The following is an 18,067-nucleotide window of genomic DNA, read 5'->3' on the forward strand; positions in this document are numbered from 1 at the left end:
ATCATGTCAATTGGGCGCAAACTGCTGATTGCCTTGCCTGTCTGCCTGCTGCTGACGGGGCTGACGGGCTTTGCAATAGAGAAGGCCGACCAAGCCTTCCCGCCCCCCCTCGACGAGGCCGATGTCGTCTCGCGCGAGGTGGACGATGCCAATGGGCAACTGCTGCGCGCCTTCGCAACGCATCAGGGTCTCTGGCGGCTGAAGACGACGGTGGACGATGTCGATCCGCAGTTCCTGAAGATGCTGATCGCCTACGAAGACCGGCGCTTCCGGGAGCATTCGGGTGTCGACCTGCTGGCACTCGGCCGAGCCGCGCTTCAGTTCGTCAGCAATGGCCGGATCGTCTCGGGCGCCTCGACGCTGTCGATGCAGGTCGCACGGTTGATCGAGCCGCGGCAGCAGCGTTCCGTCACGGCAAAGCTCTTGCAGATCGCCCGCGCCATCCAGATCGAAAGGCGCCTCTCGAAGGACCAGATCCTCAACCTTTACCTGACCCACGCCCCCTATGGCGGCAACATCGAGGGCGTGCGTGCCGCGAGCCTTGCCTGGCTCGGCAAGGAGCCGAAGCGGCTGACGGCCGGCGAAGCGGCCCTGCTCGTCGCCCTGCCGCAATTGCCGGAAAAGCGTCGGCCGGATCGCAATCATGCCGCAGCGGTTGCCGCCCGCGAGCGTGTGCTGAAGCGTCTCGCCGTCGCTGACGTCATTGGAGACGGCGAGGCCGAACGCGCAATCGCGACATCTGTCCCCTCGCGCCGCCTGCAACTTCCGTCCTATGCCGCCCATCTCGCCGAGCGGGCGTTGCGCAAAAATCCGCAGGCGATCCGGCATCAGACGACCTTGCGCCTTGCCGTTCAGCGCAGCCTCGAAGCCGTTGCACGCGACAGTGCCGCCAGGCTCGGACCGAAGGTTTCGGTCGCCATGGTGATGGCCGATGCCAAAACCGGCGAGATCGTCGCCTCAGTCGGGTCGGCCGACTATTTCGATGCCAGCCGTTCAGGCTGGATCGACATGACCCGTATCACGCGCTCGCCGGGTTCCACCCTCAAGCCCTTTATTTATGGCCTGGCCTTCGAAGGAGGACTGGTCAGCCAGGAGACGATCATCGAGGACCGTCCTGCGGATTTCTTCGGCTATCGACCCCGCAATTTCGACATGAGTTATCACGGCGATGTCAGCGTGCGCGAGGCGCTGCAATTGTCTTTGAACGTTCCGGCGATCCGGCTTCTCGACGCGGTCGGCCCGGCCGAACTGATGATGCGCTTCCGCCGCGGCGAAGTGAAGCCGGCCCTGCCTCCCGGCGAAGCGCCGGGCCTTGCGATCGGCCTTGGCGGTGTTGGGCTTTCGCTGCGCGATCTCGTGCAGCTCTATGCCGCACTTGCCAATCGCGGCTTCCCTCTCCGGCTCGGCGACGGCGTCGATGGCAAGGCCGGCCTGATCGAAGCGGAGCCGCTGCTTTCTCCTGTTGCCGTCTGGAACGTCTCCGATGCGCTTTCGAGCGTATTGCCGCCGACGGGCAGCCGCCAGCGCGGTATCGCCTACAAGACCGGCACCAGCTACGGCTACCGCGACGCCTGGTCGGTGGGCTACGACGGGCGCCATGTGCTCGGCGTCTGGGTTGGCCGTCCGGACAATGGCGCCGTGCCGGGCCTCACCGGCTATGGCAGCGCCGCACCGATTCTCTTCGAAGGCTTCGCCAAGTCCGGCTTCGGCATCACGCCGCTGCCGGATGCGCCGGCGGGCGCGGTCCGCATTTCGCAAGCCGAATTGCCGATCAGCCAGCGCCGCTTCTCGCTGACCGCAAGCGGCCTCGTCAACGCCTCGGCGCGCGAGCCGGCACCGCAGATCGTATTTCCGCCCGAGGGGGCGCGTGTCGAACTCGGGATGGATCACCAGGCGATTTCGCCGCTGACGCTCAAGCTGCAAGGCGGCCGAGCGCCATTTCGCTGGCTCGCCAATGGCCGGCCGCTGCCGGAGCTGACACGCCGGCGGATTACTCAATGGCAGCCCGACGGGATCGGCTATTCGACGCTCACCGTCATCGACGCGGTCGGCCGTGCCGCCAGCGTACGTGTCTTTATCGAGTAGCGGCGCTCGGTTCGCGGACACGATCGTCGGGCTTTGCGGCGGGGCACACCCTGTGCCGCGCGTGCTGGTCGATCCTCATCGGCCTCGTCCCGATGCCAGTAAGCCAGCCGATCTGAACGCAAAAGACGGCCCGTGCCGGACCGGCGACCTTGGTGTATCGTTAGACACGCTTAAGTGGAGGGGCCGGACCATGCTCAATGCGACAGAGATTGCCAAAGCCGCTGAAAGCCTGCATGAGGCAGAACGCGACCGAAAACAGATCGGGCTCCTGTCGCACAAACATCCTGACATGACCATCGACGACGCCTACGCGATCCAGGCCGCCTGGGTCAGACGCAAGCGCGACGACGGCCATCGCATCATCGGCTGGAAGATCGGCCTGACCTCCAACGCCATGCAACAGGCGCTTGGCATCGACACGCCGGATTCCGGTGTGCTCTTCGACAATATGCTGTTCGACGACGGCGCGAACATTCCGGCCGATCGCTTCATCCAGCCGCGGGTCGAAGCGGAGATCGCCTTTGTCATGAAGGCCGGGCTGAAGGGGCCGCGCGTCAACATCGTTCAGGTGCTGAACGCCACCGATTACGTAATGCCGGCACTGGAAATCCTCGACAGCCGCATCGTTCAGACGGATCCGAAAACCAGGAAGGCGCGCACCCTCGTCGATGCGATATCCGACAATGCCGCCAATGGCGGCCTCATCCTTGGTGGACGCGCCGTGCGTCCCGACACGGTCGACATGCGCTGGATGGGCGCGATCGTTTCGCGCAATGCGGTGATCGAGGAGACCGGGCTTGCGGCAGGCGTGCTCAATCATCCGGCCCGCGGCATTGCCTGGCTTGCCAACCGGCTTGCCCAATGCGGCGACGCGATCGAGCCCGGCCAGATCGTGCTCTCCGGCTCCTTCATCCGCACGCTCGAGGCCAAGAGCGGCGATACGATCGTCGCGGATTTCGGCGCCTACGGTTCGGTGAGCTGTCACTTCGCGTGACGCGGACAATGACGGGCGAGCTCTCGCCCGCCGCGCCGGTTTCACTGCACCAGAATGGCGCGGAAATCGTTCACATTGGTGCCGGTCGGACCCGGTTTGAAGAGATCGCCGAGCGCATCGAACGCCGACCAGCTATCATTCTTCTGCAGCAAAGCTGCGGCGTCGAGGCGTCGTGCGACGAGCCTTGCAATGGTCGTGTCATCGGCAAAGGCGCCGGCATTGTCCTCGGACCCATCGATGCCGTCGGTATCGGCGGCAAGCGCCGAGACGCCCTTGGCGCCGTCGATGCCCAGCGCCAGCGCCAGCAGGAATTCGCTGTTGCGTCCGCCCTTGCCCTTGCCGCGAATGGTCACCGTCGTCTCTCCGCCCGAGAGAACGACGACCGGCTTGCGGAACGGCCGGCCGCGGCCGGCAACTTCACGGGCGATCGCCGCGTGCACGCCACCGACGTCGCGCGCCTCGCCCTCGATCGCATCGGAAAGGATGACGGCCTCGATGCCGGCGGCACGCGCCTTGGCAGCCGCAGCCTCGAGCGAAACGGACGCCGACGCGATGAGCCGGACTTCGTTTCGGGCAAAGCGCGGATCGCTTGGCGAAGGAGCAGCACTTTCAGGATTCTTGAGCCAGTCCATGACCTTGGCCGGGAGCTGAAGGCCATAACGCTCGACGAGCCTCAGAGCGTCTTCGCGAGTGCTGGCGTCCGGCAGCGTCGGGCCCGACGCAACCAGTGCCGGGTCGTCGCCTGGAATATCGGAGACGATCAGCGAGACGACCTTCGCCGGATAGGCGGCGGCGGCAAGCCTGCCGCCCTTGATCAGCGAGACGTGCTTGCGCACGGCATTCATGGCGCTGATCGGCGCGCCGGAGGCGAGCAGCGCCCGGTTGACTGCAATCTCGTCTTCCAGCGTCAGGCCGGGCGGCGGCGCGGGCAGCAGCGCCGAGCCGCCACCGCAGACGAGCGCCACGACGAGGTCGTTCTCCGTCAGGCCGTTGACTTCCGCAAGCAGCCGCTTCGAGGCCTGCAGACCGTTTTCGTCCGGAAGCGGATGCGACGCTTCCAGCACCTCGATATTCTTGCACGGGGCCGCGTAGCCATAGCGGGTGACAACCACACCGGAGAGCGGACCATCCCAATGGCGCTCAAAGGCTGCCGCCATCTGTGCGGCGCCCTTGCCCGCGCCGACGACCACCGTGCGCCCCCTTGGCCGTTCCGGCAGATTAGCCGCAATCACCTTCTCCGGATCGGCCGCGGCAACCGCAGAGGCGAACAGTGTTTCCAGGAAGCTGCGTGGGTCGGTGATAGCTGGCATTCGTCTCCCCCTACTGCATGTTTCCTTTAATCGTACCCGATTAAAGGACAAAAACATGCAGCAATTCAAAATGCTACAGCGACCTTTGCGCGTCTGATAAGACGCGCGGCGCTGTAGGAGCATGTCGTATCGCTTCTATGCTCCATCCATATGTGCAATTCCACACCCAAAAGTCTCTAGACTCTTTTGCTGGACTTGCGTTCAGAACCGTCTCGGGCGGCGGTTCCTCCAACCGCCGCCCGGACACATGACCGGCCCGGCACAATGGGACGCCGAACGGATCATGCGCATTTTTGCGTTGTCTGCGATCAGGCGACCTGGTGGTTCGCCATGCGCTCCAGCGCCCGGACGAGGCCGGAGTGGTCGAGACCACTGTCGCCATTGGCGGCGCAGTTGTTGAAGAGCTCCTGCGTTGCGGCCGTGTTCGGCAGCGAGATGCCGAGCGACTTCGCCCCCTGAAGGGCCAGGTTGAGGTCCTTCTGGTGCAGCGAGATGCGGAAGCCCGGATCGAAGGTGCGCTTGATCATGCGCTCGCCGTGAACCTCGAGGATCCGCGAGGAAGCAAAGCCGCCCATCAGCGCTTCGCGCACGCGCGCCGGGTCGGCACCGGCCTTCGACGCAAAGACGAGGGCTTCCGAAACCGCCTCGATCGTCAGCGCGACGATAATCTGGTTGGCAACCTTGGTGACCTGGCCATCGCCGCAGTCGCCGACGAGCGTGATGTTCTTGCCCATCAGCTTGAGGAGCGGCAGAGCGCGATCGAAGCTCTCCTGGCTGCCACCCGCCATGATCGAGAGCGACGCGTTCTTGGCGCCCACTTCGCCGCCGGAGACCGGAGCGTCGATGTATTCGGCGCCGGTTTCGCGGACCTTCTTGGCGAATTCCTTCGTCTCGATCGGCGAGATCGAGCTCATGTCGATGACGAGCTTGCCCTTGGAGAGGCCGTAGGCGACACCGTTCTCGCCGAAGAGAACGTCCTTGACCTCAGGCGTGTCCGGCAGCATCAGGATGATCGTGTCGACGGTCTCGGCCAGCGCCTTCGGCGTGTCGACGAACTTGAGGCCGTTGTCGAGCAGTTCCTGGCGCGGCGGGATGACGAATTTCGAGGTGATGACGGTGTGGCCGGCATCCTGCAGGTGGCGCGCCATCGGCGTGCCCATGATGCCCAGTCCAATGAAACCGATTGTTGCCATGGTGCTTAGCTCCTGATCTTGATGATATTTGCGGATTGGGTGCGCTGGCGCTCGGTGCCGAGCCAGCCAAGGCCATCGGCCGTCGTGGTGCGCGGCTTGTATTCGCAGCCGATCCAGCCGTCGTAGCCGGCCTCCTCCAGCGCGTCGAAGACGAACGGATAGTTGATCTCGCCGGTGCCCGGCTCGTTGCGGCCCGGATTGTCGGCAAGCTGAACGTGGGCGATGCGATTGGCATGGCGCTTGTAGGTGCCGACCAGTTCACCCTCGGTGCGCTGCTGATGGTAGAGATCGTACTGGATGAAGAGGTTGTCGCTGCCGACGTCCTCGATGATCGAGGCAGCCTGACCCACGGTGTTCAGGTAGAAGCCCGGAATGTCGAAGCGGTTGATCGGCTCGATCAGCAGGCGGATGCCGTGCTTGCCGAGTTCGCTTGCTGCGAGCTTCAGGTTGGCGACCAGCGTCTTGCGCAGGATGCTGTCGGAAACGCCGTCCGGCGCGATGCCGACCAGGCAGTTGACCTGCTTGCAATCGAGCGCCGTCGCATAGTCGATCGCGCTCGCCACACCCTGGCGGAATTCGTCGACCCGATCGGGCAGGATGGCGATGCCGCGCTCGCCGCGTCCCCAGTCGCCGGCCGGCAGGTTGTGCAGGACCTGGGTCAGGCCGTGGCGCTGAAGTTCGGCGCGCAGGCTCACCTTCTCGAATTCGTAGGGAAACAGATATTCCACGCCTTCGAAGCCGGCCTTGGCAGCAAGGGCGAAACGATCGAGGAACGGCACCTCGTTGAACAGCATTGTCAGGTTCGCAGCGAACTTCGCCATGCGATGCTTCCTCCTTGTGTTTGTCTTTGGAGCGGGATGCGGGCGGAGAACCGCCCACACTTTCCTCAGTCGAGCAGAGCGGTGATCGCCGTCGGCACGTCTTCGCCGCGGGTCGCCAGTTCCTCGAACTCGACGACGGCATTGATGTCGGCGCCCATCGAGATGTTGGTGACGCGCTCCAGGATGAACTCGATGACGACGGGAACCTGGTGCTCGTCCATCAGTGCGCGGGCCCGGTCGAAGGCCTCCTGGAATTCGTTCGGGCTGCGCACCCGGATCGCTTTGCAGCCGAGGCCCTCGGCAACTGCGACGTGGTCGACGCCGTAGCCCTTTTCCGCATCACCCGACGCATTGATGTTGTCGAAGGCGAGGCTGACCTCGAAGTCCATGTTGAAGCCGCGCTGTGCCTGGCGGATGAGGCCGAGGTAGGAATTGTTCACGACGACATGCAGGTAGGGCAGCTTGTGCTGGGCGCCGACGGCGAGCTCCTCGATCAGGAACTGGAAATCGTAATCGCCGGAAAGTGCTACGATCGGCCGGTCCGGATCCGCGGCGCGAACACCGAGGGCGGCAGGCAGGGTCCAGCCGAGCGGGCCGGCCTGGCCGCAGTTGATCCAGTTGCGCGGCTTGTAGACGTGCAGGAACTGGGCACCCGCGATCTGGCTGAGACCGATGGTCGAAACGTAGCAGGTATCGCGGCCGAAGGCCTTGTTCATCTCTTCATAGACGCGCTGGGGTTTCAGCGGCGTCTGGTCGAAGTGCGTCTTGCGCAGCATGGTGCGCTTGCGCTCGCGGCACTCTTCCGCCCAGGCGGACCAGTCGCGCAGTTTGCCGGCCGTCTTCCACTCCGTTGCGACATCGAGGAAAAGTTTAAGGGCAGCGCCCGCATCCGAGACGATACCGAAATCAGGCGCAAAGACGCGGCCGATCTGGGTCGGCTCGATGTCGACGTGAACGAACTTGCGGCCTTCCGTATAGGTCGGAACGTTGCCGGTGTGGCGGTTGGCCCAGCGGTTGCCGACGCCGAGAACGAAATCGGAGGCCAGCAAGGTGGCGTTGCCGTAGCGGTGCGACGTCTGCAGGCCGCACATGCCGGCCATCAGCGGATGATCGTCCGGGATCGTGCCCCAACCCATCAGCGTCGGGATGACAGGAACGCCGGTGATCTCGGCGAATTCGGTCAGGAGATCGGAGGCGTCGGCATTGATGATGCCGCCGCCGGCAACGATCAGCGGACGCTCCGCTTCGTTCAGCATCGCCAAAGCCTTTTCGGCCTGGGCGCGCGTCGCCTTCGGCTTGTAGGGTTCAAGCGGCTGATAGGTGTCCGGATCGAACTCGATTTCCGCCAGCTGGACGTCGACCGGCAGGTCGATCAGCACCGGGCCCGGACGGCCGGAGCGCATGATGTGGAATGCCTTCTGGAAGACGAAGGGAACGAGTGCCGGCTCCATGACCGTGACCGCCCATTTGGTGACGGGTGCAGCGATCTTGGCGATATCGACCGCCTGGAAGTCTTCCTTGTCGAGACGGGCGCGCGGCGCCTGGCCGGTGATGCAGAGGATCGGGATCGAATCCGCCGAGGCCGAATAGAGGCCGGTGATCATGTCGGTACCGGCCGGGCCGGATGTGCCGATGCAGACGCCGATATTGCCGTGCTTGGCGCGGGTGTAGCCCTCGGCCATATGCGAGGCGCCCTCAACGTGGCGAGCCAGGATGTGGCGGATCGAGCCGCGCGCCTTCAGCGCGGAGTAGAACGGGTTGATGGCAGCGCCGGGCACGCCGAAAGCGCAGTCGATGCCTTCCTTCTCCAGAACATAAACAGCCGCGTCGACGGCACGCATCTTAGCCATGAGATTTCCTCCTATTTCCTGGAACCATAATCCATTAAGCGCAAACAGCAATACATAAATGGAAATCATTTCCATCATACGGAAATAAAGATTTTCAACAAATCGGAGAAAATCCCAGCGCGTCCTGATAGAGGATGATGGGCGAGAGACGTGATTTGCAGAGAGGCTTCGATGGACGGCAACGGCAGAGGAAAACGCGGACGCAAGGCGGGCGAGAATGCGGCACCGTCATCCGTCCAGGTGCTCGATCGCAGCCTTGCTCTTCTGACGGTCGTCGCCCAGGAGGACGGCTCGACCTTGACCCAGCTTGCCGACGAGACCGGTATGGCGCCGTCCACGGTCCACCGCTTGCTGACGACGCTGGCCGGCCACGGCATGGTAACGAACGACCCCGACACCGGCGCCTGGACCGTCGGCCTCAGGGCATTCGAGATCGGCAATGCCTATCTGCGCTTCCGCAAGCTCGGAACGATCAGCCGCCCCTTCCTCAAGGGTCTCATGGAAGAAAGCGGCGAGACGGCCAACATCGGCATCGAGGAAGGCGGCGACGTCGTCTTCATTTCGCAGGTCGAAAGCCACGCGCCGATGCGCGCCTTCTTCCGTCCCGGGCGCCGCGGTCCGGTTCATGCCTCCGGCATCGGCAAGGCGATCCTTTCGACCTGGTCGGACAAGGAGATCGCCCAGCTTCTCGGCGGCCGCGAGCTCGCGCATTTCACCGACAAGACCCGCGACACGCTCCCGGCCCTCTTGAAGGATATCCAGGAGATCCGCCACCGCGGCTGGTCCGTCGATGACGAGGAGCACACGCTCGGCATGCGCTGCGTCGCAGCCCCCATCTTCAACGAGTACGGCGAAACGATCGCCGGTATCTCGATCTCCGGCCCATCGGTTCGCGTCAATGACGAGAAACTGTCAACCCTCGGCCCCATCGTGCGTGAGCGCGCCGATGCGCTCACCAAGGCGATGGGCGGCAAGCGGCCGGAAGAACTGTAGCTGCCAAGAAGAAGCAGACGCCGCGCATCGATCAGACGCGCGGCGCTTCACGTTTGAGAAAAAACTTCGTTTCGCTCAGGCCGTTTCAAGGCTTCGGGCAGCCGCTGCCGCCGTATCCTTCACAGCAATCGCAGGGTGTTTCATCGGCTTGCCGGCGACGTAGGTCTCGGCCACGCAGCGGTCGTCGCCCATCGTCTGCAGGATGAAGAGTTCCTCCGCCAGCGAACCGGCGACCCGCATGCGCAGCTCCATCGATGGCTTGGCGCGGCTGTCGAGCACGACGATATCGGCGTCGGCGCCGACATGCAGCGAGCCGATACGGTCGTCGAGGTCGAGCGCGCGGGCATTGCCAAGCGTCATGCGGTAGAAGGAGTTGAACGGCGTCAGGCGCTGGCCCTGCAGGTGCAGCACCTTATAGGCTTCGTCCATCGTCTCCAGCATCGAGAAGCTGGTGCCGGCGCCGACGTCGGTTGCGACCGACCATCGGGCGCCGAGCTTGTCGAAACGGTCACGGTCGAAGAGACCGGAGCCGAGGAAGAGGTTCGAGGTCGGGCAGAAGGTGCCGACGGCCCCGGTCTCGGCAAGAACCGAAATCTCGCGATCACTCAGATAAATGCAGTGACCGAGCAAGGTCTTGCGCGTCAGAAGATCATAACGCGCATAGATGTCGGTATAGTCCTTGGCCTCCGGGTAGAGCGAGGTCGCAAAGGCGATCTCGTCCCTGTTCTCGGAGAGGTGCGTCTGGACATAACATTCCGGGTGCTCGGCGACGAGCGTGCGGCTCGCCTCCATCTGCTCCGGCGTCGACGTGATGGCGAAGCGCGGGCTGATGGCGTAATGCGCACGGCCGCGGCCATGCCACTTGGCGATCAGCGCCTTCGTCTCGTCATAGCCCTGCTGCGGGGTGTCGCGCAGCGCGTCCGGCGCGTTGCGGTCCATCATCACCTTGCCGCCGATCATCAGCATGCCACGCGCTTCCGCCGCGCTGAAATAGGCGTCGACGCTCTCCGGATGCACCGAGCAATAGGCGACTGCCGTGGTCGTGCCGTTCGACAGGAGTTCGTCCATGAAGCGGCCGGCGATGAAGTCGGCATGTTCTGGCTTCCGGAACTTCTGCTCCTCAACGAAGATGTAGGTGTTCAGCCATTCGAGAAGCTGGGCGCCATAAGAGGCGATCGCCTGCGTCTGCGGGAAGTGCAGATGCGTGTCGATCAGGCCGGGCAGCACCAGATTGGGGCGATGGTCGGCGACCTTGACGCTCGCGCCGGCGCGGCGGGCAACATCGATATGCTCGCCGATATCGGCAATCTTGCCGCCTCGCACCAGCACGGCGCCGTCTTCGAAGTAGCGATGGGACGCCGCATCGTCGATGCCCTTCGGTTCCTCGACAAAGGTCAGCACGCGGCCGCGGATCAGCAATTCGGTCATTGGGTCTTTCCTCCATTCACGACGGACTCGTACCAGGCGACGAGCAGTTGCCGCTCCTCGTCGGATACGCCGGTGACGTTGGCGGGCGGCATCGCGTGGCTGCGGCCGGCCTGCAGGTAGATTTCACGCGCGTGGTTGGCGATCTCGGTGTCGGTTTCGAGCGTCACGCCCTTCGGTGGCACGATCAGGCCTTCCCAGCCCGGCTCCTTGGCATGGCACATGGAACAGCGGCCAAGCACCGTGTCGCGCACCTTCGGAAAGGCTTCCGCGGTCACGAAGGGCTGCTGTGCGGCGGAGATCTTCTCCTCCCCGCCGCCGGCGAGCACCTTCGGCACGGTCGAGAGCCACATGATCGCAACGAAGAGCAGCGCGGTGACGAGCCAGGTCCAGGTCGGGTTGCCCTTGTCCGCATGGCGGGTGTTGAAATAGTGGCGGATGGTGACGCCCATCAGGAAGACCAGCGAGGCGATGATCCAGTTGTACTGGGTACCGAAGGCCAGCGGATAGTGGTTCGACAGCATCAAGAACAGAACCGGCAGCGTCAGGTAGTTGTTATGGGTCGAACGCTGCTTGGCGATCACGCCGTACTTCGCGTCCGGCGTGCGGCCGGCAATGAGATCGCCGACGACGATTTTCTGGTTCGGAATGATGATGAAGAAGACGTTCGCCGACATGATCGTGGCGGTGAAGGCGCCGAGATGCAGGAAGGCGGCGCGGCCGGTGAAGAGCTGCGTATAGCCCCAGGCCATGCCGACCAGAATGAAGTACAGAAGCACCATCAGCTTGGTATTGTCGCGGCCGAAGGGCGACTTGCAGATCGTATCATAGGCAAGCCAGCCGAAGCCGATCGAGCCGAGCGAGATGGCGATTGCCACCGGCTTCGAAACGTCGAGCACGTTCGGATCGATCAGAAAGAGGTCGGCACCGGCGTAGTAGACCAGGCACAGCATGCCGAAGCCGGAAAGCCAGGTAACGTAGGATTCCCATTTGAACCAGATCAGGTGATCCGGCATGTTGGACGGTGCGACCAGGTATTTCTGGATGTGATAAAAGCCGCCGCCGTGCACCTGCCATTCTTCGCCATAGGCGCCAACAGGCAGGTCTGGCCTCTTCTTCAGACCGAGGTCGAGTGCGACGAAATAGAACGACGAACCGATCCAGGCGATGGCGGTGATCACGTGCAGCCATCGCACGGCAAAGGTCAGCCAATCCCAGGCTATGGCATACTCGTACATGCAATTCTCCCATTTCTCCTCGGCGCATTATGTGTCATTGCTGGAGGTCGCGGGAACGTCGCTGCTTCACCAACACTTTCAAAAAAATCTATAAAATGGCGACGGAATGGATAGGCTAGAGAGAGGCCGGAGGAGTGGGACGGAGGCATGTCATATCTGGACAATGTGCGCGTCTTCGTGCGCGTCGTAGAGCTTGGAACCCTGTCGGCAGCCGGTCGCGACCAGCGCGTGACGCCGGCGGTTGCAAGTAATAGAATCAAAGAGTTGGAGCGCCATATGGGCGTTCGCCTGTTCAATCGGACGACGCGCAAGCTGACCCCGACGGAGCACGGCCGCGTCTTTTACGACGGGGCGGTGAAGATCCTCGAAGCGGTCAACGAAGCGGAAAACGCGATCGCCGATCTCTCGCGCAATCCGAAGGGTGCGCTGAAGATTACCGCTCCCTTGGGGATAGGTCGGCGCCTGATTGCGTCGGGCATTCCGGAGTTCCACGACAAATATCCCGACATCGAAGTGCGGCTTCGCCTGTCGGACCACAATGTCGACATCCTCTCCGAAGGCGTCGACGTCGCCTTCAAGCTCGGCATCCTCGAAGATTCGAACCTGCGCATGCGCGGCATCATGAATTGCGAACGCGTGGTCTGCGGAGCGCCCGCCTATTTCGAAAAACGTGGCATACCCCAGACGCCCGACGCGCTGATCGCCGACAAGCACGACTGTCTGTTGCTGCGTTATCCCGGCTCGAAGGAATATTTCTGGACGCTGCAGACCATGGAGGGCGTGCGCAAGCTCGAGGTGACCGGCCCTTATGATTCGGACGACGGTGACGTGCTCACCCAATGGGCGCTCGACGGCCGCGGCATAATCAACAAGCCGCTCTTCGAGGTGAAAAGCCACATCAATTCCGGTGCGCTGGTGCCGATCCTCGCCGACACGCCACCACTCAGCGTGCAACTTGCGGCGATCTACCCGCACAAGCGCTTCCAGGATCCGAAGGTCCGGCTGATGATCGACTACATGGCCGAGCGCTGTCAACGGCTTATCGGCAAGGCGCTGGAATAGGCTGGCTGATCGCAGATCCTACGGCTTGGCCTTCTCGATCCCAGGAATGCCGCGGATTTGCTCAACGAGAAAGTCGACCAGCAAGCGAACACGAGCGATGCCCGCGCGCTCAGGCACGATCAGCATGCTAAGCGGTACGGACGGCAGCGCGTAATCCGGAAGGAGCGGCACGAGCCGGCCGCTCGCCAGCAGATCATCGACCAGCCATTGATGGGTGGGGGCGATCCCACGCCCGGCGATGAGGGCCTCTCGCGCGGCAAGCCCATGATCGACGCGAAAACGCCCGGCAAAGGGTACCGAATGGCTGCGGCCGTCCGGTCCCTCCAAAATGAGAATGTCGCTGCCCGCCACGTTCGACATGCGGATCCCCTCATGACCGGAGAGGTCCCGCGCAGAAAAGGGAGTGCCACGCGCTGCGAGATAGGCGGGCGCAGCCACCAGCAGACGCCGACTTTCGCCCAACGGCCGTAGTTTCATCGAACTGTCGGTGAGCGGCCCGAGACGCAGTGCGATATCGACGCCTTCGCGCACCAGATCGATGCGCTCGTCGGTCAGGCTGAGGTCGACCGCGATCTCCGGATATTGGTCCTGAAAGGCGAAGATTAGTCGGCTGGCGTGCAAGACCCCAAAGGCTGCCGTGCAGGATATACGAATGGTGCCGGCGGCAGCACCGCGCGTGCCGCGGGCCTCGTCGCCGGCCTGCTCCACCAGGCGCAGGATCTGGATGCTGTCGGCATAATAGCGGCTGCCTTCGTCGGTCAGCGTGACGCGTCGGGTGGTGCGGCTGAGCAGCGGCACGCCGACCGCCTCCTCAAGCTCCCGCAACTGCCGCGTAACCGTGGACTGGCCAACGCCGAGCTCACGGGCAACCGCCGACAGGTTGGCGCGCTCGGCGACGCGCACGAAGGTACGCATCCGTTCAAGCGTGACGTCCGATCTATCCATTTTTCAGCACAATCTTATGCATTCCGGATGTCTAGCGCATAGGGTCGCCGCGGTCTACCTAAGTTGTCAGTTGATGACACCAGGGAACACCGACCATGAAAGTTCTGCTCGTCTATGCCCACCCCGAACCCCGTTCGCTCAACGGCGCGCTGCGCGATATCGCCATCAAGGCCCTTGAGGCCGAGGGCCACGAGGTCCGCGTGACAGACCTCTATGCCGAAGGCTGGAAATCCGAAATCGACCGCGCCGATTTTCCTACCTTTGCCTCGGACACGCGTTTCAAACCGAGCCGGGCATCGAAGGAGGCCTTCGCCACCGATACGCTGACCGCCGACGTCAAGGCCGAACAGGAAAAGCTGCTATGGGCCGATGCCCTGATCCTGCAGTTTCCGCTGTGGTGGTACTCGATGCCGGCGATCCTCAAGGGCTGGGTCGATCGCGTCTATGCCTATGGTTTTGCCTATGGCGTCGGCGAGCACAGCGACAAATACTGGGGCAAGCGTTTTGGCGAGGGCACGCTTGCCGGAAAACGCGCCATGCTGGTGGTGACGACGGGCGGCTGGGAGGAGCACTATTCGCCGCGTGGGGTCAACGGGCCGATCGACGACCTGCTGTTCCCGATCAACCACGGAATCCTCTTTTACCCTGGTTACGACGTACTGCCGCCCTTCGTCGCCTATCGGGTCGACCGCCTTGACGACGCCGGTTTTGAAGCGACGGCCGAGCGTCTGCAGCAAAGGATGCGCACACTGGCGACGACCGCGCCCATTCCCTATCGCCGACAGAACGGTGGGGATTATGTGATCCCGACGCTGGAACTTCGCCCGGAGGTCGGAGCCCCGGATGCGCGCAGTTTTGCGCTTCACCTGAACGGCGAGACACAATAGCGCGACCCTAGGCCCATTGTCGGGCGGCAGCGTCAGCGGACAATTTTGGCCGCAGCCGACCGACGCGAGACATCGGCTTGCACCGGTTGGCGGAAATTGAGCGCCGCCGCCATCACCTCGGCGGCGGCGAGCGCAGCGATGACCGCCGGCCGTTTGTCCTTCACCGTCGTGCCGCCGATCGGGCAGACGAGCCGGTCGAAAAGCTCTGGCCGGCCAATTTCACGCGACAGCCAGTTCTTGAAGGTCGCGCGCTTCGTCTTCGAGCCTATCATCCCGACATAGGATGCGTCATCGCGGCGAAGCGCTTCCGCCGCAATCAGGAAGTCGAGCGCATGGTCGTGGGTGAGGATGACGAAGGCACTGCCGGGCGGGGCATCGCGCACCACCGCCTCCGGCATCGCCGTCAGGCAGGTTTCGATGCCGGGAATGTCGGCGACGGCCGAAAGCTCGTTCTCGCGGGTATCGACGAGAACGGTGCGCACCGGCACCAAAGAGAGCGCCATGGCCAGCGCATCGCCAACATGGCCGGCGCCGAAGACATAAACATGCGGCCGGCCGGCGATCTCCAGGTCGCTGCATTCAATCAGCATGTCGGCTTTCTCCCGATCGATGCGCGTGAAGGCGAGCGCCACGCGCCCGCCGCAACACTGGCCGATCTCCGGGCCGAGCGGGATCGTCAGCGTATCGGGCACATCACCACGCTTCAGTGCCCGCCGGCCATGATCGATCGCCATGTATTCGAGCTGTCCGCCGCCGATCGTGCCGAAGAGGCTTTCGGGGGCAACGAGCATCCAGGCATCGGTGTCGCGCGGCGTCGAACCCGCAGCACCCGTCACTTCCACGAGCACGCAGTCCGGCTCGCGTCTGAGAAAGTCCCTGATATCCTCGCGGCTCGTTACCATGACCGATCAGCCCTTCTTCACCCTTTCTGCCGTGCGGCCGCCCGGAGCCGCTCGATCGCCATCAGCACCCGTTCCGGCGTTGCCGGCGCATCGAGGCGCGGAGCTATACGATACTCCGCAACGCTGGCCGCCGCCATCGAAAGGGCTTCGAGGACCGAAATGCCGAGCATGAACGGTGGTTCCCCCACCGCCTTCGAACGGCGGATCGTCTCCTCGCGGTTGACCGACCATTCGGCAAGGCGGGTGTTGAAGACACGCGGGCGATCGGAGGCAAGCGGGATCTTGTAGGTCGACGGTGCATGCGTGCGCAGCCGGCCCTTGGCGTCCCACCAGAGCTCTTCCGTCGTCAGCCAGCCCATGCCCTGAATAAAGGCGCCTTCCACCTGACCGAGATCGAGCGCCGGGTTCAGCGACCGGCCGACATCGTGCAGGATATCGGTGCGGTCGACCTGATATTCCCCGGTCAGCGTATCGACACTGACCTCGGAGCAGGACGCACCGTAAGCGTAGTAGAAGAACGGCCGTCCACGGCCTTCCTCGCGGTTCCAGTGGATCTTCGGTGTCTTGTAGAAACCGGCCGCCGAAAGCTGGATGCGTGCGCCATAGGCGATCTTGATGAACTCGTTGAAACTCAGGCGATCGGCGCCGATCCGCACCGTGTTCGGCTCGAAGGCGACATCCGTTTCGCTGACGTTCCAGCGCTCGGCAGCAAACTTGATCAGCCGTGCCTTGATCTGCTGGGCGGCGTTGGCTGCGGCCATGCCGTTGAGATCGGAGCCGGACGACGCCGCGGTCGCCGAGGTGTTCGGCACCTTGCCGGTCGTCGTCGCCGTCACCTTGATCCGGTCGAGATTGACCTGGAACTCGTCGGCCACCACTTGGGCGACCTTCGTGTAGAGCCCCTGCCCCATCTCGGTGCCGCCATGGTTCAGATGGATGGAACCATCCGTATAGACGTGCACGAGAGCGCCGGCCTGGTTGTATTCCGTCTTGGTGAAGGAGATGCCGAACTTCACCGGCGTCAGCGCGATGCCACGCTTGACCACTTTGTTTTCGCGGTTGAAGGCGGTCACCGCTTCACGGCGCTTGGCGTAATCGGCCGAGGTTTCCAGCTCCTCGATGATCCGGCCGATGATGTTGTCTTCCACGGTCTGGTGGTAGGGCGTCAGGTTTCGCCCCTCGCCGCCGTAGAAGTTCAGCTTGCGGATTTCGAGCGGATCCTTTCCGACGGCATAGGCGATCTCCTCGATCATGCGCTCGCCGCCGACCATGCCCTGCGGACCGCCGAAACCGCGGAACGCCGTGTTGGAGACCGTGTTGGTCTTCAACGGACGCGAGCGCAGGCGCACATTCGGATAGAAGTAGCAATTGTCGGCGTGGAACAGCGCTCGGTCGGTAACCGGTCCGGAGAGATCGGCCGAGTAGCCGCAGCGCGCTGAGAAGACGGCGTCGACGGCTTCGATACGCCCCTCGTCGTCGAAGCCGAGCTTGTAGTCCACGTGGAAATCGTGGCGCTTGCCGGTCGCGCTCATGTCGTCATCGCGGTCGGGCCTGACCTTGACCGGGCAGCGGTACTTCTTGGCGGCGACGGCCGCAACGGCCGCGAAGATATTGGCCTGGGTTTCCTTGCCGCCGAAGCCGCCGCCCATGCGGCGCACGTTGACGGTGACCGCATTCGACGGCACGCCGAGTACGGTCGCGACCATGTGCTGCGTCTCGCTCGGATGCTGGGTCGAGGAATAGACGAGGACCTCGTCGTCCTCGCCCGGAATAGCGAAGGAGATCTGCCCTTCCAGGTAGAAGTGGTCCTGGCCGCCGATCCGCATCTCGCCTTCAAGGATGTTCTTCGCCTTGGCGAAGCCGGCCTCGATGTCGCCGCGCTCGAGCTTCAGCGGATCGATCACCAGCGGATAGTTCGCCGCTGCCGCTTCCAGCACGTCGGTCACATGTGGCAGGTCGCGATATTCGATCTTGACCTTGGCGGCGGCGCGCCGGGCCGCCTCCCGCGACGTTGCGACGACCGCGAAGATCGGCTGGCCGTGGAACTCCACCTTGTCGGTGACGAAGATCGGCTCGTCGTGCTTGTGCGCCGGGCTGATGTCGTTCTCGCCGGGAATGTCGGCCGCCGTCAGGATGCCGATCACGCCTGCGCTGCTCGACACTGCTTCGAAATCGATCGACAGGATCTCCGCATGCGCGCGCTGCGACAGTCCGAGATAGCCGTGCAACGTGCCCTGGGGCTCCGAAATGTCGTCGATATATTCGGCGGTACCCGACACGTGCTTGTGGCCGGACTCGTGCCGTTCCTTTTCATGTACGCCGCCGCGGATGCGGTCGATGGGCTGCATCACATTCATGGCTT

14 protein-coding genes are annotated in these 18,067 nt (G+C 63.5%); 5 read left to right on the forward strand and 9 right to left on the reverse strand.

Annotated features, from left to right (window positions below):
• The first annotated feature begins 3 nt into the window (after positions 1-3).
• Positions 4-2,085 (forward strand): penicillin-binding protein 1C, encoded by a 2,082-nt coding sequence (gene pbpC / locus AC0C6X_RS06625; protein ID WP_247959580.1) that lies wholly within the window; start codon positions 4-6, stop codon positions 2,083-2,085.
• Positions 2,086-2,275: 190 nt separating this feature from the next.
• Entirely contained in the window at positions 2,276-3,079 is an 804-nt protein-coding gene (gene hpaH / locus AC0C6X_RS06630) for a 2-oxo-hept-4-ene-1,7-dioate hydratase (RefSeq protein WP_247959579.1), read from the forward strand.
• A gap of 41 nt (positions 3,080-3,120) precedes the next feature.
• Here the strand turns inward: hpaH and AC0C6X_RS06635 are convergent, their stop codons facing one another.
• From AC0C6X_RS06635 to gcl, 4 genes are all read right to left on the reverse strand, one after another.
• On the reverse strand, positions 3,121-4,389 hold the full coding sequence (locus AC0C6X_RS06635; RefSeq protein WP_173518669.1) for a glycerate kinase type-2 family protein: 1,269 nt from the start codon (positions 4,387-4,389) through the stop codon (positions 3,121-3,123).
• 308 nt (positions 4,390-4,697) lie between these two features.
• Complete coding sequence (locus AC0C6X_RS06640; protein WP_173518670.1) at positions 4,698-5,582, reverse strand: 2-hydroxy-3-oxopropionate reductase; 885 nt, start codon at positions 5,580-5,582, stop codon at positions 4,698-4,700.
• A gap of 5 nt (positions 5,583-5,587) precedes the next feature.
• Entirely contained in the window at positions 5,588-6,403 is an 816-nt protein-coding gene (hyi, locus tag AC0C6X_RS06645; protein WP_247959578.1) for a hydroxypyruvate isomerase, read from the reverse strand.
• Between the two features lie 65 nt (positions 6,404-6,468).
• Complete coding sequence (gcl, locus tag AC0C6X_RS06650) at positions 6,469-8,253, reverse strand: glyoxylate carboligase (protein WP_173518672.1); 1,785 nt, start codon at positions 8,251-8,253, stop codon at positions 6,469-6,471.
• 171 nt (positions 8,254-8,424) lie between these two features.
• Here gcl and AC0C6X_RS06655 point away from each other — a divergent pair, with 171 nt between their 5' ends.
• Positions 8,425-9,246, forward strand: a complete 822-nt coding sequence (locus AC0C6X_RS06655; RefSeq protein WP_472952281.1) for an IclR family transcriptional regulator — start codon at positions 8,425-8,427, stop codon at positions 9,244-9,246.
• Positions 9,247-9,321: 75 nt separating this feature from the next.
• Here the strand turns inward: AC0C6X_RS06655 and guaD are convergent, their stop codons facing one another.
• Positions 9,322-10,674 carry a guanine deaminase gene (gene guaD / locus AC0C6X_RS06660; RefSeq protein WP_472952283.1) on the reverse strand — a complete coding sequence of 451 codons (1,353 nt, stop codon included), beginning with the start codon at positions 10,672-10,674 and terminating at the stop codon, positions 9,322-9,324.
• On the reverse strand, positions 10,671-11,909 hold the full coding sequence (locus tag AC0C6X_RS06665) for a urate hydroxylase PuuD (RefSeq protein WP_173518675.1): 1,239 nt from the start codon (positions 11,907-11,909) through the stop codon (positions 10,671-10,673). The genes guaD and AC0C6X_RS06665 overlap by 4 nt, the downstream gene beginning before the upstream one ends.
• A gap of 147 nt (positions 11,910-12,056) precedes the next feature.
• Between AC0C6X_RS06665 and AC0C6X_RS06670 the strand changes: the two genes are divergently transcribed.
• Positions 12,057-12,971: a LysR family transcriptional regulator gene (locus AC0C6X_RS06670; RefSeq protein ID WP_173518676.1), complete on the forward strand. Its 915-nt coding sequence runs from the start codon at positions 12,057-12,059 to the stop codon at positions 12,969-12,971.
• Between the two features lie 18 nt (positions 12,972-12,989).
• Here the strand turns inward: AC0C6X_RS06670 and AC0C6X_RS06675 are convergent, their stop codons facing one another.
• Complete coding sequence (locus AC0C6X_RS06675) at positions 12,990-13,916, reverse strand: LysR family transcriptional regulator (protein WP_247959576.1); 927 nt, start codon at positions 13,914-13,916, stop codon at positions 12,990-12,992.
• Positions 13,917-14,011: 95 nt separating this feature from the next.
• On the opposite strand from AC0C6X_RS06675, the gene AC0C6X_RS06680 reads away from it, so the two are divergent.
• Complete coding sequence (locus tag AC0C6X_RS06680; RefSeq protein ID WP_247959575.1) at positions 14,012-14,803, forward strand: NAD(P)H-dependent oxidoreductase; 792 nt, start codon at positions 14,012-14,014, stop codon at positions 14,801-14,803.
• Positions 14,804-14,835: 32 nt separating this feature from the next.
• Here the strand turns inward: AC0C6X_RS06680 and xdhC are convergent, their stop codons facing one another.
• Positions 14,836-15,705, reverse strand: a complete 870-nt coding sequence (gene xdhC, locus AC0C6X_RS06685) for a xanthine dehydrogenase accessory protein XdhC (RefSeq protein WP_247959574.1) — start codon at positions 15,703-15,705, stop codon at positions 14,836-14,838.
• 17 nt (positions 15,706-15,722) lie between these two features.
• The gene (gene xdhB, locus AC0C6X_RS06690; RefSeq protein WP_247959573.1) at positions 15,723-18,062 is read right to left on the reverse strand and encodes a xanthine dehydrogenase molybdopterin binding subunit; all 2,340 of its coding nucleotides are present in this window, start codon (positions 18,060-18,062) and stop codon (positions 15,723-15,725) included.
• Between the last annotated feature and the right edge of the window lie 5 nt (positions 18,063-18,067).

It is taken from the genome of Ensifer sp. VA4, from assembly GCF_055710065.1.